Origin of the sequence: Frankia sp. AiPs1, from assembly GCF_023716945.1 — a bacterium.
Taxonomy (GTDB): domain Bacteria; phylum Actinomycetota; class Actinomycetes; order Frankiales; family Frankiaceae; genus Frankia.
This window is the reverse complement of sequence record NZ_JAMQQF010000124.1, coordinates 1-13,791: the sequence shown is the minus strand read 5'-3', so window position 1 is coordinate 13,791 and position 13,791 is coordinate 1. Positions and strand designations below refer to the sequence as shown.

Genomic DNA, 13,791 nt, shown 5'->3' with positions numbered 1-13,791 from the left:
GCCGGGGCGATCCCGGGCTCTGCGCCGGCACGGCCACGGGTGCGCGGTCGGGCGTGCCGGGTTCGACGGCGGCAGCGGGGGCGGTGGGGGCGGCAGCGGGGGCGGCGAGGAACAGAGCCTGCCACGCGAACATGTTCGGCCGCCGCGCCAGCACCCGGCGGTCGGCACCACGGGTCAGCCCACGCGGGAGCACCTCGCGGCTGCGCCACCATGGCAGCCCACCGGTCGTCGACCAGGAGACGAGGCGCAGGCCGTTGTCCGCCAGCAGGCGCCGCGCCGAGTCCACCGTGTAGAAGCGTAGGTGGGTGGAGTCCATCAGCCCGGTCTCGGTGTACTCGAAGCGCCCGAGCAGGAACTGTGCGCGCTGCCGGTAGTGCAGCACGTTGGGCAGCGCGACCAGGATGCGCCCGGTCGGGGCGACGACCCGGCGGGCCTCGGCCAGCAGCGGTGCGGGATCGGCCAGGTGCTCCAGGATGTGGGAGAGCAGGACGAGTTGGTAGCTGCCGTCGGGCGCGAAGGACAGGCCGTCGTTGAGATCGGCGAGTTCGACCCGTTCGCAGTCCACGCCCGCGGCCGCCCGCTCCGAGGGGTCGATCGTCACGCCGGTGACGCGCCAGCCTCGGGCCCGCAGCAGCCGAGCGTTGTCCCCCGCACCACAGCCGCAGTCGAGCGCCCGCCCCGGCCGGATGTCGATCAGGTCGAGCAGGTCGGCATTGCCGCCGTTGCGATACCGCAGATCGAGTTCCATGTACGACTCCTTTCGCGCCGGCACGGCACGCGTCCCTGACCTCAAAGGCAAGGCCCGATTTTCACATAGAGTAACTCCACCGTGACGCTTAATCGTCGACCTCGCGCCGGGACAACCGTCGGCCCCGTGTCGGCCGCGAAGGAGCCGCTGATGGACTCGGGCCTCGGACCGACCGCGAACGCCCTGCCCACGCCGGCCGCCGCGGGCCCGAGCAGGTCCCCCACCTCGGCGACCAGCCCGCGCACCGGACAGCCGGTGCACGGGCCCCGACCCACCCTCGACACGGTCTTTGCGGGGCCGAACAGCATCGGGGCGCTGCGGTTGCTGCTCGCGGTGACGGTGCTGCTGTTCCACGGTTGGGCGCTGAGTGGACACCACACCCCCGCGCTGGGCCGCCACGAGTACGACGAGGTCGCCCTCAACGGCTTCTTCGCGGTGAGCGGCTTCCTGGTGACCCGCAGCGGCACGCGGCTGAGCGTCCCCCGCTTCCTGTGGCATCGGGCGTTGCGCATCATGCCGGCCTTCTGGGCGTGCCTGCTGCTGGTCGCCCTCGTCGTGGCGCCCCTGGGTTGGCTGCACGACACCGGCTCGCTTCGCGGCTACCCGCTGACCGGCACGCACGGCGCGCTGTCCTACCTCACCGACAACGCGCTGCTCAGGATGCGCTTCTACGACATCGCCGGCACGCCCACCGGGACCTTCTTTCCGTTGCCCGGCTCGGGGATGCCGGTCGCCTGGGACGGGTCGCTGTGGACGCTGTGGTGGGAGGTGCTGTGCTACCTCGGCACCGCGGCGCTCGCGACGGTGGGCCTGCTGCGCCGCCGCCCGGTGCTGGCCGTCGGCGCGGCCCTGCTGCTGCTCGCCGCGATCCACCCGCTGGGCCCCGGCGGCGCGCTGCTGCCGGCGCCCTTCTCCACCGACCTCGCCCGGTTCGGGCTGCACTTCCTCGCCGGCGCCGTGCTGTACCTGTACGCCGAGCGCATTCCGCTCTCCGGCCGGCTGGCCACCGCGGCGGCGCTCGCGCTCGGCGCGTCGTTCTTCATCACCAACCAGCACCTGCTGGCCGCGGTGCCGATGGCGTACCTCGTCGCGTGGCTGGCGGTCCGGCTGCCGCTGCACCGAGTCGGCTCGCGGCGCGACCTGTCCTACGGCCTGTACATCTACGGCTTCCCGATCCAGCAGCTCGCCACCGTGTACGGCCTGCACCGACTCGGTGCCGTCGCCTACCTGCCGCTGACCACGGTCGTGACGGTGCTGCTCGCCGCGGCGAGCTGGACCGCCGTGGAGGCGCCGGCGCTGCGCCAGAAGAACCGGTGGTCCCGCCGGCCGAGCCCGGACGGCTCCCTCGACCCCCTTCCCGCCCCGCGCGCAGGCCACTGAAGGTGCGTACGTCAATCCTCAACGTGCCGATGACACGGTGCTCAACGCGGATCCAACACGTGGCGAGAGATTAGCATCACCTTCCGTGCCGCTTCCTCGCCGATTCCCTGCCCCCTCCCTCGCACCCGCACCCAACCAGCCCGCGCGCGTGCTGCTGCTGACCGTCTCACGCGGGCTCGGCGGCGGCATCGAGCGCTACCTCACCACCGTCGAGGAGACGCTGCGGGCCGGCGGGGCGGACCTGCTGCGGATCGACATGCTGGGACCGGGCGTCGAGCTGACCGCCGCCGCCCGCGCCCGCTTCATCCTGCGGGCGCTCGACCAGGCCCGGCGCTTCGGCCCCGCGGACAGCGTCGTCGCCGGCCACGCCAACCTCATCCCGGTCGCCGCCGTCGCGCTGCGGTTGACCCGCGCCCGCTTCGGCCCGGTCCTGTTCTACGGCACCGACATCTGGAGCATGCGCGCCACCGACCGGGCGATCCTGCGGGCGGACCCCCTGCTGCACCCGGTCACGATCAGTTCCTACAGTGCGGGGGCGCTGTCCACCGTGGGCCTCGCGCCCATCCTGGCGCCCGGCATCTCCCCGGCCTGGCGGGCGACGCTGCTCGCCGAGGCGAGCCGGCGACGGCCACTGCCGCCGGTACCCACCATGCTCAGCGTGTTCCGGCTCGCCGACTGGGCCGGCAAGGGCGCCGCGGTGCTGATGGCGGCGGTGCGCTCCGTCCGGCAGACCCTGGGCCCGGTTCGGCTGGTGCTGGCCGGCCAGGGCCCGGCTCCGGGTGCGCTGCACGAACTGGTGTCCGCGGATCCCGACACCGAGCTGCACGAGTCCCCGACCGACGCGGACCTCGCCCGGTTCTACGCCACCGCCGACCTGTTCGCCCTGTGCACCCGCACCCGCCCGCGCGGACCGGCGGCCAGCGGCGAGGGCTACGGCATCGTGCTGTTGGAGGCCCAGCTCGCCGGGTGCGCCGTGGTCGGCCCGGCCTCCGGCGGCAGCCACGACGCCTACCAGGACGGTGTCACCGGCTCCACGCCCGTCGACGAGTCCGCCGAGGCCCTCGCCGACGTGCTGCGCGCCATGCTCGCCGACCGGGCGCGCCTCGCCCGGATCGGACGGCGTGCCGCCGAGTGGGCGGCGGCAGCCACCCGGCCGGACGACTACGTCCGGCTCGTGTTCACCGCCCTGACCGGGCGCCCCCCCGCCGGCCTCGGCGGGGCCGAGGTTCCGGACCAGCCGGCGGACGCCCCGCACGGCCGGACACGCGCCGGCGCACCCTCTCACTCGGGAGCATGATGAAGATCCTGGTCGACTGCGCCGGCGCCCGCATCGGCGGCGCGAAACGCCTGCTGAACGAGTTCGACCTCTACCTGCAGGACCGCCGGCTGCCCGAGCTGCGGGTGATCGGGCGCGACCGCGTCCTGACCGCCCCCTGGTTGCTGCGCCGGGAGCGCCCCGGCGACCGGTACGACCGCTCGCTGGCGCTGAACAACGTGTCCTTCGCGCTGACCGGCCGCGAGCGCCGCGTCCTCATCCACGGCCCCCAGCACTTCCTGCGGATGGACGAGGTGCGCGCGCTCGGGCTGCGGATCGGCCCGGCCGTGCACGCGCAGGCCCCGGTCGTGTGGGCGGCTATGCGCCGGGCCGACCACATCTTCGTTCCGTCGACGAGCATGGCCGAGCGGGTCCTGCGGATCATGCCGGCCGCCCGGGACCGGGTGGTCGTGGCGTTCAACCCGGTGACGCCGCCGGACCCGGCCATGCTGCGGGTCCGGTCGGACGAGCGCCGCGAGCGGGACGCGGGCGCAGGGACGGTGGACTTCCTGTGCCCCATCATCATCACCCCGCACAAGCTGATGGCCCGCCGCCTGCGGGCGGGGCTCGGGGCCCTCGACATCCTCGCCGGACCGCCCCACCACATCGACGCCACGATCACCGTCACCGGCCGGGCGGACCTGATCGAGGATCCCGCGGTGGCGCATCATCCACGCCTGCGGCTCGTCAGGGAGCACCCGGCGACCACCATCATCGACATGATGATCCGGTGCGACGCCATCTTCTTCCCGGCCGAGCTCGAATCCTTCGGCTACCCCATGGCCGAGGGTCGGATGATGGGCGTTCCCGTCGTCGCGTTGGACACCGCCCACAACCGCGAAATCGCCGGACCGGCGCTGGTCGGCTACGAGCGGGAGGCCGCCGAGGAGATCGCCGCCGCGCTGCATGCCGCGCTCGAGGTGGATCTGAAGCCCGACCAGGACAACCCGTTCGACCGCGGCCCCTACTTCGATCTGCTCCTCGGCGAGGGCGCCGCGGGCTGATCACGGCGGTCCCGGCGGACGTGATCGTGCTCCACCGCGCCCAGCGGCGGCGGACCCGGGCCGCCCGACAGACTCGGGCCGCTTGACAAGCCCGGGCCGTTCGACAAGCCCGGGCCGCTGGGCTGAGGTAGCTCGCTGCGCGGGTCGGGGCCCGCTCAGTGCGTGCGGTCGGGGTCGGCCGCGACCGACACGATGGTTTCCAGATCGAACGTTTCCAGATCGAACGGCTCGACGGGCGTCGCCTGAGCCGGCACCGTGAGCCCGCCTGACGTCGTCGCCACGGATGCCGCGGCCACGTCGAGACGCCGGGCGACCAGCAGATGCTGACCGGCGACGTCGTCGTCGACATCGGCGAGCGAGGCCACCGGGACGAGAGCCAGCTCGCCGAAGCCGGCCGCCGTCACGAGCCGGCGCACCTGGTCGGCGCTGCGGCCGAAGCAGTTCAGCGCGAACCGGAGCTTCAGCCGCCCCGCCAGCCCACGCTCGGCGCGCCACTGCGCCTCGGTCCGCCAACGGGGGTCGTCGACGACCACGTGCACGAGCAGCCGGCCGCCGGGGCGCAGCGCGGCGTGCCAGCCACGCAGTGCGCGGGCGAACACCTCGTCGGTGAGGTGTTGCACGACCGCGACGGAGTAGACGACGTCGACGTCACGGCCACCGCGGATGAACTCGTCGACGGTGACGTAGTCCAGGTTGGGGGCCGGGTTCAACACCCGCGCGCAGGCGAGCGCCCCGCGGGAGACGTCGACCGCGGTCACCGAATGAACCCGTGGCGCCACGGCCGCGGCCAGGTAGCCGGGGCCGCAGCCGACGTCGAGGACATCGTCGTCCGCATGCAGGTAACGGCCGAGCACCCCGTCAGCGAGCACCTGCCGCGTGCGCCGGTTGCGCTCGGCCGCGGCGTGACGGTCATGCTCGCCGGGCTGGAAGTAGTGCGGGCTCCACGCCAGCAGGCGCAGTGCGACCGCCGGGCGCCGCCCGGCCGGGGTCGCGGCCAGCAGCGCTGGCACCCATCGAGCGCCGAGGAAGTTCTGCGCACCGGCTGTCCCCACGGCAAACCCTGCCAGCGGGCGTAGCCGGCGTGCGACGGTGGATCCCCTGCCAGCCATGCTCGCCATCCTCTCGGCCGATCGGACGGCACGGAACGTGCCGCCGCGCACCGGGCCGACGAGCATCGACGACAGCAGCCATCGAGGATCAGGACACCGATACTAGCCAAGAGTAATATTGCCGCCACTCAGGGTCAACGACCCGAGTGGCCACTCGGGCGCTTCTACTCCAGGTAGTCGCGCAGCTTCTGCGAACGCGACGGGTGGCGGAGCTTCGACAGCGTCTTGGACTCGATCTGCCGGATGCGCTCGCGGGTGACGCCGAACTCGCGCCCGACCTCCTCCAGCGTGCGGGGATGGCCGTCAGTAAGCCCGAAGCGGAGCTGGATGACCTTCTTCTCCCGGTCGGAGAGGGTATGCAGGACCGAGTCGAGCTGCTCCTGCAGGAGGATGAAGCTCGCCGCGTCGACCGGGACGACAGCGTCGCAGTCCTCGATGAAGTCGCCGAGGTGGGAGTCCTCCTCCTCACCGATGGGCGTCTCCAGCGAGACCGGCTCCTGGGAGACCTTGAGGATCTCCCGGACCTTGTCCGGGGTGAGGTCCATCTCCTTGGCGATCTCCTCCGGGCTCGGCTCGCGGCCGAGGTCCTGAAGGAGCTGCCGCTGGATGCGGATCAGCTTGTTGATGGTCTCGACCATGTGCACCGGAATGCGGATCGTGCGCGCCTGGTCGGCGATGGCACGAGTGATCGCCTGCCGGATCCACCAGGTGGCGTAGGTCGAGAACTTGTAGCCCTTGGTGTAGTCGAACTTCTCGACCGCGCGGATCAGGCCGAGGTTGCCCTCCTGGATGAGATCCAGGAACAGCATGCCGCGACCGACGTAGCGCTTGGCGATCGAGACGACGAGGCGCAGGTTCGCCTCGACCAGCTTGCGCTTGGCGATCTGCCCGTCGCGCTCGATGGCCTCGAGATCCCGCCGCATCTGCGGGGAGGTCTTCTTCGTCGCCACCGCGAGCTTCTCGGAGGCGAACAGGCCCGCCTCGATCCGCTTGGCGAGGTCGACCTCCTCCTCGGCGGTGAGCAGCGGGACCTTGCCGATCTCCTTGAGGTACATGCGTACCGGGTCGGAGGTCGGCGCCTTGAGTGCGAGCTCCTCCTCCTCGCGGCGCCGGCGGGCGAGCAGATCGGCCTCGTCGGGGTTCTCACCCCCCGCCTCGAGCACCTCGATGCCCTCGTCGTTGAGCACCTGCAGTACCGTCTCGGCCTGCTCCGGGGGCAGCTCCGCCGCCTGGATGGCGACCGTGACGTCCTCGGTGGTGAGGAAACCGATCTCCTTGCCCCGGGTGATGAGGTCCTTGACCTCGTCCACCTGGGCTTCGCGGGGTAGGACGGTAGGACTCATGGGCGGAATCTCGTCACTTCCTTCTCGGGATCGACCCAGGTTACGCGGCACCTACGCCCCGCTCCCGGAGTTGATGCTTGTGCTGTTCCAAAGCGATCAGCTCACCGTAGGTACGGTTGAAGGCCTCGGCGTCGGCCACCGGGTTGAGCCGCTGCACTCGCGACTTCAGGTCGGTGATCCGACGTGTCACATGCAACTCCTGTACGCGTGACATCTGTTCGTCGACATAACGATCATCCACATCGTGGTCGCAGAGCACCCTTTCCACGGCGAGGGCGGTGACGAACCGTCGCAGCCCCTCCTCCGTCACCGCCGCGGACAGCTCCGTCACCCATGCGGCGACGTCGCCGGTCCTCGCCAGCCCGCCGCCCACCCCACCGAGACCCGCGATGAGCTCACGGACGGCGCGGTGCGCGGGAACAGTGAACATCTCCGGGACCAGCGTGTCGAACATCGGCCCTGCAAGTCCCGGAAACTGGACCGCGAGTTTGAGCGCCTCACGCTCCACGATGACGACCGGGTCGGTCGCGGCGGGCTCCCGCCGGCCCACCGCCGACGCGGCGGCGGCGGACCGACCACCCGACTGCTGCTCCCGGTGCTCGGCGACCCGGCGCGCCACGAACCGCTCGTCGAGGAAGCCCAGCCAACGGTCCAGGTTCACCGCGTGGCGGTGGCGCAGGCCGGCGTCCTTGATCCGGTTGATCAGCGGGGCCGCGGCGTCCAGGGCAGCGAGGCGGCCTTCGGTGGTGTCGAGGTCGTAACGGGCAAGCACCCCCCGGATCGCGAACTCCACCAGCGGAACGCGGCGGGCGACCAGCTCGCGTACGGCGGCGTCGCCGCCGTGCATCCACAGCTCGCACGGGTCGAGTCCGGCGGGTTCCACCGCGACGAACGTCTGGGTGGCAAAGCGCTCCTCGTGCTCGAACGCCCGCAGGGCGGCCTTCTGGCCGGCGGCGTCGCCGTCGAAGGTGAAGATCACCTCGCCACGACGCTCGTCGGAGTCCATGAGCAGACGGCGCACGACCGCGACGTGTTCCGGACCGAAGGCGGTGCCACAGGTCGCCACGGCCGTGGTGACCCCGGCGAGGTGGCAGGCCATCACGTCGGTGTAGCCTTCCACCACCACAACCTGGTAACGCCGGGCGATGTCGCGGCGGGCCAGCTCCGCCCCGTAGAGCAGGCTTGCCTTCTTGAACAGCGGTGTCTCGGGCGAGTTGAGGTACTTCGGACCGGCGTTCGACGAGCCGTCCTCGGTGAGGCGGCGCCCGCCGAAGCCCACCACCTCGCCGGCAAGATCCCGGATCGGCCACATGAGCCGGTGGTGGAACCGATCGATCAGGCCCCCGCGGGCTCCCTGTTTGGACAGCCCCCCGAGCACGAGCTCCTCGCCGGTGAAGCGGCGCGACAGCAGGTGGCGGGTGAGCGTGTCCCAGCCGGTCGGGGCGTAGCCGACGCCGAAGCGCTGCGCCGCCGTGAGGTCGAAGCCCCGGGCGGTGAGGAAGTCCCAGCCGGCGCGGGCCGAGGAGTGGCCACCGAGCTGCTCGGCGTAGAACTCGGCCGCGATCCGGTGCGCCTCCAGCAGTCGCTGGCGCTGGCTGGACACGGTCCGATCGGTGGTGCCGCCGCCCTCGAAGGTCAGCGTGACCCCGGCGCGCCGCGCCAGCCGCTCGGCGGCCTCCCGGAAACTCAGCCCGTCGATCTCGCGGACGAAGGAGTAGACGTCGCCGCCCTGCTGGCAGCCGAAGCAGTGGAACAGGCCGGTGGCCACGTTGACGTAGAAGGAGGGTGACTTCTCCTCGTGGAACGGACACAGCCCGACCAGCTCGTTGCGCCCCGCCGGACGCAGCTGGATGTGTTCGGAGACGACGTCCGCGATCGGCGAGCGCTCCCGGACCAGGGCGACGTCGGCGTCACGGATTCGTCCGGCCACCCGCCCCTCCCCTCGTCCGTGTCGGGCGAGAGGTACCTCGCCCGGGGCAGAACGCCCGCCAGTAGTGCGCCATCCCGTTCCCGCGGAACCGATCATCACGGCACCGCCGCCGTACCCCCGGCCGATGCCGACGTCGAAGGCGGCCGCGACGCCGCTCACATCGGTCCTACCGGTGCGATGGTACGTGTCGTACGCACGACAGTACCGATCATGCCACGGGAATGTTGAGGACAATGGCCGCCACCTGCATGCCGAGCCGGGAGGGCGGTCTCGCGGCCGGCCGTGGCGGCCCTCCCTCCGACGGGGGATCAGTCCCTACCCCGGGTGGGGACGGATCCGTTCCCCCCGCCGGGGGGCGACTATCACCCACGTGGGGGACCCCGCACCGCCCCGTACTGCCCCACGCCGTACTGCCCCACGCCGGCCGGCGATCGGGCCGCTCAGAGCACACGGTGCACCGGCTGCCCACGCAGCGCCGCGTGCCGCCGTTCGGCACTCGCGTCGGTCAGCCGGGCCACCTGGTCGACGACCACCCGCAGCCGGGCGGCGTCGTCCGGGGCCGCGTTGAAACAGGCCCGCAACGACGGATCCAGTGACCGCGGCGCGCCCCGCAGCAACAGCTCCACGAGTTCGGCGATGACCTCCCGCTGCCGGGCCTGCCTGGTCCGCGCACCCGGCCGTTCCATGACGTACCACGCGGTGACCCCCTTGAGCGCGGCGCATTCCGCCACCGTGGCGGAATCCACCACCAGGTCCGCGCCGTAGCGCCGCAGCGGCCCGTCGGGATGGCGCTCCCGCGTGGTCCGCACCGCCGCCCGGGAGAACCGCGCGATCAGCTCGCTCGTCATCGCCCGCAGCCCCGCCTGGCCGCGGGCCGAAGTGATCTCCGATCGGATCCACCAGGGTTGGGCCCGCAGCGTGTCCAGAGCCGCTGCCACCGCCGCGGCAGAGGCACCCGGATAGCGCTGCGCGGTGGCGGCCGCCAGCTCCTCGCGATGCCCCGGGTCGTCGAGCGCGGCGAGCTCGATGTGCCCGCCGACGACCCCGTCCTCGAGATCGTGGACCGAGTAGGCGACATCGTCGGCCCAGTCCATGATCTGGGTCTCGAAGCACCGCCGCCCCGGCGGGGCGCCCATCCGCACCCACTCCAGCACGGGCAGGTCGTCGTCGTACGCGCCGAACTTGCCAGCGTGCGCCGGCGGGGCGTCACGGCGCACCCACGGGTACTTGGTCGCGGCGTCCAGGCTCGCGCGCGTCAGGTTCAGCCCCGCACTGTTTCCCTCCTCGTCGACGATCTTGACTTCCAGTCTCGTCAGCTCCCGCAGGCTCTGCGCGTTGCCCTCGAACCCGCCGCAGGCCGCCGCCGCCTCGTCCAGCGCCAGCTCACCGTTGTGCCCGAAAGGGGGATGTCCGAGGTCGTGTGCGAGGCACGCCGCATCGACGAGGTCCGCATCGGCTCCCAGCTCCGCCGCGAGTTCCCGCCCCACCTGGGCGGTCTCGAGCGAGTGGGTGAGCCGAGTACGCGGAAAATCGTCGTCGAGCGGGCCTACGACCTGCGTCTTTCCCGCCAGCCGGCGCAGCGCGCTGGAGTGCAGCACCCGCGCCCGATCCCGGACGAACGGGGGCCGCGGCTGCGGTGTAGCCTTCGGGCGTTCCGAGACCCGACGGACCGTATCCGAAGCGTCATACCACTCACCGACCACGAGGTTGAGCGTATCGGCGCGATTCGGGGACCTCGGTCGATCGCAACGACGATACTTTGTCCGCACCCTTCACCAATCGGCCCGGAGGCCCGCCGTGGACAAGATCATCAAGTATGGCGCGATCGCATTCCTCATCTTCTTCATCGTGACAGCACCAGACAGCGCAGCCAGTATCATCGACCGCGTGTTCGGATGGCTGCAGTCATGGGCCGACGGGGTGTCCACGTTCGTCACCAACACCGCCTTGTAATGCCCCCCCAGGCGGCCCTCATGTCTGGGACACTGCGGACGTGGTGAGACTCCAGCTCCCGGATCCGGCCCAGCGCGACACCAAGTACCTGGCGTCGCAGGAACGCCTGGTGATGATGGTGCGGCTGCACTGGGCCGTCCTGCTTCCCGTCTTCCTCCAGACCCTGGGTGCGGTGCTGCTCGCGCTGGTGGCGAGCGTCCTGTTCGCCACCAAGGACGTCGACGCGGGCTTCATCACCACACTGTTGTGGTACTTCGCGCTCTTCATGATCTTGCGGATGCTCTGGAAGGTCGCCGACTGGCAGTTCGATCACCTGATGATCACAGACAAGCGGCTACTGAAGGTGTCGGGGATCTTCTTCCGCAAGGTCCAGACGATGCCGCTATCCAAGATCACCGACCTGACCTACAACCGGGACCCGCTCGGCCGGCTGCTCGGCTACGGCGAGTTCGTGGTCGAGTCCGCGGGCCAGGACCAGGCACTATCCAACATCCAGTTTTTGCCACGACCGGACCGGCTCTACCTCACCCTGGTCGACATGACCTTCGGTGGGGCGCCGTCGCCGGCCGGCGACGACTGACCCGGCCGTCCGGATCTCACCCGCGGGGGACGTCGCGGGGGGTGGCCGCATCGCCGGGACCGCCGGGCGGGGTAACACCCGCCGGGCCCTGATCAGGCGGCTACGGGCGTGACGACGGCAGCGGGGCCGGGGGGGCATCGTCCCCCCGGCCCCGCTGCCGTCTCGCACCATCGATGGTCCTGCCCGGCGACGCCGCGCGCCGCCGGGCAGACCGTCAGCGCAGCAGGTCGCGGGCCGCCTCGACGATGTGCTTAGCCGAGATTCCGGCCGCGTCGAGCAGTTCCTCGGGCGTACCGGAACCGGGCAGCGAGCGCACCGCGAGGTGCCGGACGGACAGCGGAAGCCCGCTGTCGTCCAGCGCCCCGAGTACGGCGCTGGCCAGCCCGCCCTCCGGGTAGTGGTCCTCGGCGACGACGATGCGCCCGCCGGTGGCCCGGGCCGCCTCCAGCAGGGTCGCGGCGTCGACCGGCTTGACCGAGTACAGGTCGATCACCCGGGCGGCGACCCCCTCCGCGGCGAGCGTGTCGGCCGCGGCCAGGGCCTGGTGCAGGGTGACGCCGGCACCGATGAGCGTGACGGTGTCGCCGTCCGAACGGCGCAGCACCTTGGAGCCGCCGGGGGCAAACAGTTCGTCCGGACCGTAGAGCACCGGGTACGCACCACGCGTGGTGCGCAGGTAGCTCACCCCGGACAGGTCCGCCATCGCCTCGACGAGCTTGGCGGCGGACGTGGCGTCGCTCGGGTAGAGCACCGTCGACCCGCCGACGGCCCGCATCATCGCCAGGTCCTCCAGCGCCATCTGCGACGGACCGTCCGCGCCGATCTCCACCCCGGCGTGGCTGCCGGACAGCCGGATGTCGGCCTGGGAGATCGCCGCCATCCGGATGAAGTCGTAGGCGCGGGAGAAGAAGGCTGCGAACGTCGAGGCGAACGGCACGTAGCCGCGAACCGACAGGCCGACGGCCGCCGCGACGAGCTGCTGCTCGGCGATGAAGATCTCGAAGAACCGGTCCGGGTACGCCTTGGCGAAGTCCTCGGAGTAGGTCGAGTTGCTCACCTCGGCGTCGAGCGCGACGACGTCGGTGCGCGCCCCGAGAGCGGCCAGCGCCTGCCCGTAGGCCCGCCGCGTCGCGACCTTGGCACCGAGCTCGTAGCTGGGCAGGGTGATCGCCGGCCGACTGATCGGCTCCGGGCGCGGGAAGTCCGGCCCCGGCACCGGGCCGCGGATGCGCAGGTTGCGCTCGCCGCCGAGTTCGGCGATGGCACGCTCGGCCATGTCCGCCGGGAAGGGCTTGCCGTGCCAGCCCTCCTTGTCCGACGTCTCCGAGAAGCCGGCACCCTTGTGGGTGCGAGCGAGGATGACGGTCGGCCGGGTCGCGTCCTCGGCCCCGGCGAGCGCCTCGTCGATCGCGGCGATGTCGTGGCCGTCGATGACGACCGCCCGCGCGCCGAACGCCTCGACTCGCTTGGCGTAGGTGTCGAGATCCCAGCCGAGCTCGGTGGGGCCACGCTGGCCGAGCCGGTTGACGTCGACGATCGCGATCAGGTTCGACAGGTTGTAGTAGGAGGCTTTGTCGAGCGCCTCCCAGATCGACCCCTCCGCCATCTCACTGTCACCGCAGATCACCCAGACGCGGTAGGGCACCTTGTCCAGGTACTTCCCGGCGAGCGCCACCCCCACGCCGTCGGGCAGGCCCTGCCCGAGTGAACCGGTGGCGACGTCGACCCAGGGCAGGATCGGGGTGGGGTGGCCCTGCAGCCGCTCACCGAAGCGGCGGTAGCCGTTGATGAGCTCGGTGTCGCTGACGACCCCGACCGCCTTGAAGATCGAGTAGATCAGCGGCGAGGCGTGGCCCTTGGAGAAGATGAGGTGATCGTTCGCCGGGTCTTCGGGGTTGTCCCAGTCGTAGCGCAGGTGCCGGGCCACGAGGGCCGCCAGCACGTCCGCGGCGGACATGGAAGAGGTGGGGTGCCCGGAGCCGGCCGAGGTGCTGCTGCGCACCGAGTCGACCCGCAACTGCTGCGCGAGTTCCCGGACTGTCTCCAGATCGGCCGTCCCGACCGCACTCTCGGATACGGGAGTTGCCACACCAGTCTCCTTAGGAAGTCGTTACACTCGCGGAAAGTGATTTCCGGGGTGTTGTCGCACGCGTCGGGTGGCCGCTTCCGCCGCCTTGCGTCACCGCCGTTTGTCGCACTACCCTCTCACCCGGCGATCCGAACCGTACCAGCGCGGGTGACCACCGAAGAGGGTCGAACGCGCTGCGGGTAGGTCACATCGGAGAATCGTCCAATTCTGTCCGGTTGGCCGCCGCGTGCCCCTCGCTGCCCCGCCGCTGCCCACCGCCGCGGCGCGCCGCCGCGGCCGCCCGCCGGCGGCCACCCCCACAGAATTTTAAAAAAAATAACTTGGCGACCTGCCAATCAAT

Annotated in this window: 11 protein-coding genes; 5 read left to right on the top strand and 6 right to left on the bottom strand. The window is 71.4% G+C overall.

Going from position 1 to position 13,791, the window contains the following annotated elements:
• On the bottom strand, positions 1 to 748 hold a 748-nt coding region (locus ND748_RS13705; protein WP_251746187.1), incomplete at its 3' end, for a bifunctional 2-polyprenyl-6-hydroxyphenol methylase/3-demethylubiquinol 3-O-methyltransferase UbiG.
• A 150-nt stretch (positions 749 to 898) separates the two neighbouring features.
• Between ND748_RS13705 and ND748_RS13700 the strand changes: the two genes are divergently transcribed.
• From ND748_RS13700 to ND748_RS13690, 3 genes are all read left to right on the top strand, one after another.
• Positions 899 to 2,128: an acyltransferase gene (locus ND748_RS13700; protein ID WP_251746186.1), complete on the top strand. Its 1,230-nt coding sequence runs from the start codon at positions 899 to 901 to the stop codon at positions 2,126 to 2,128.
• Between the two features lie 85 nt (positions 2,129 to 2,213).
• Positions 2,214 to 3,425, top strand: a complete 1,212-nt coding sequence (locus ND748_RS13695; protein WP_251746185.1) for a glycosyltransferase family 4 protein — start codon at positions 2,214 to 2,216, stop codon at positions 3,423 to 3,425.
• Entirely contained in the window at positions 3,425 to 4,447 is a 1,023-nt protein-coding gene (locus tag ND748_RS13690) for a glycosyltransferase (protein ID WP_251746184.1), read from the top strand. The genes ND748_RS13695 and ND748_RS13690 overlap by 1 nt, the downstream gene beginning before the upstream one ends.
• 155 nt (positions 4,448 to 4,602) lie before the next feature.
• Here ND748_RS13690 and ND748_RS13685 read toward each other — a convergent pair whose 3' ends face one another.
• The 4 genes from ND748_RS13685 to ND748_RS13670 form a co-directional block, all read right to left on the bottom strand.
• Positions 4,603 to 5,556, bottom strand: coding sequence for a bifunctional 2-polyprenyl-6-hydroxyphenol methylase/3-demethylubiquinol 3-O-methyltransferase UbiG (locus ND748_RS13685; protein ID WP_251746183.1), 954 nt, complete (start codon positions 5,554 to 5,556; stop codon positions 4,603 to 4,605).
• Positions 5,557 to 5,720: 164 nt separating this feature from the next.
• Positions 5,721 to 6,899: an RNA polymerase sigma factor gene (locus ND748_RS13680; RefSeq protein WP_009739720.1), complete on the bottom strand. Its 1,179-nt coding sequence runs from the start codon at positions 6,897 to 6,899 to the stop codon at positions 5,721 to 5,723.
• Positions 6,900 to 6,939: 40 nt separating this feature from the next.
• Positions 6,940 to 8,829 (bottom strand): DNA primase, encoded by a 1,890-nt coding sequence (gene dnaG / locus ND748_RS13675; RefSeq protein ID WP_251746182.1) that lies wholly within the window; start codon positions 8,827 to 8,829, stop codon positions 6,940 to 6,942.
• 440 nt (positions 8,830 to 9,269) lie between these two features.
• The gene (locus ND748_RS13670; RefSeq protein ID WP_251746181.1) at positions 9,270 to 10,532 is read right to left on the bottom strand and encodes a deoxyguanosinetriphosphate triphosphohydrolase; all 1,263 of its coding nucleotides are present in this window, start codon (positions 10,530 to 10,532) and stop codon (positions 9,270 to 9,272) included.
• A gap of 94 nt (positions 10,533 to 10,626) precedes the next feature.
• Here ND748_RS13670 and ND748_RS13665 point away from each other — a divergent pair, with 94 nt between their 5' ends.
• The gene (locus ND748_RS13665; protein ID WP_251746180.1) at positions 10,627 to 10,782 is read left to right on the top strand and encodes a hypothetical protein; all 156 of its coding nucleotides are present in this window, start codon (positions 10,627 to 10,629) and stop codon (positions 10,780 to 10,782) included.
• A 40-nt stretch (positions 10,783 to 10,822) separates the two neighbouring features.
• The gene (locus ND748_RS13660) at positions 10,823 to 11,362 is read left to right on the top strand and encodes a PH domain-containing protein (RefSeq protein ID WP_308205637.1); all 540 of its coding nucleotides are present in this window, start codon (positions 10,823 to 10,825) and stop codon (positions 11,360 to 11,362) included.
• 214 nt (positions 11,363 to 11,576) lie between these two features.
• Here ND748_RS13660 and ND748_RS13655 read toward each other — a convergent pair whose 3' ends face one another.
• Complete coding sequence (locus ND748_RS13655) at positions 11,577 to 13,451, bottom strand: transketolase (protein ID WP_251746178.1); 1,875 nt, start codon at positions 13,449 to 13,451, stop codon at positions 11,577 to 11,579.
• Positions 13,452 to 13,791: the final 340 nt, after the last annotated feature.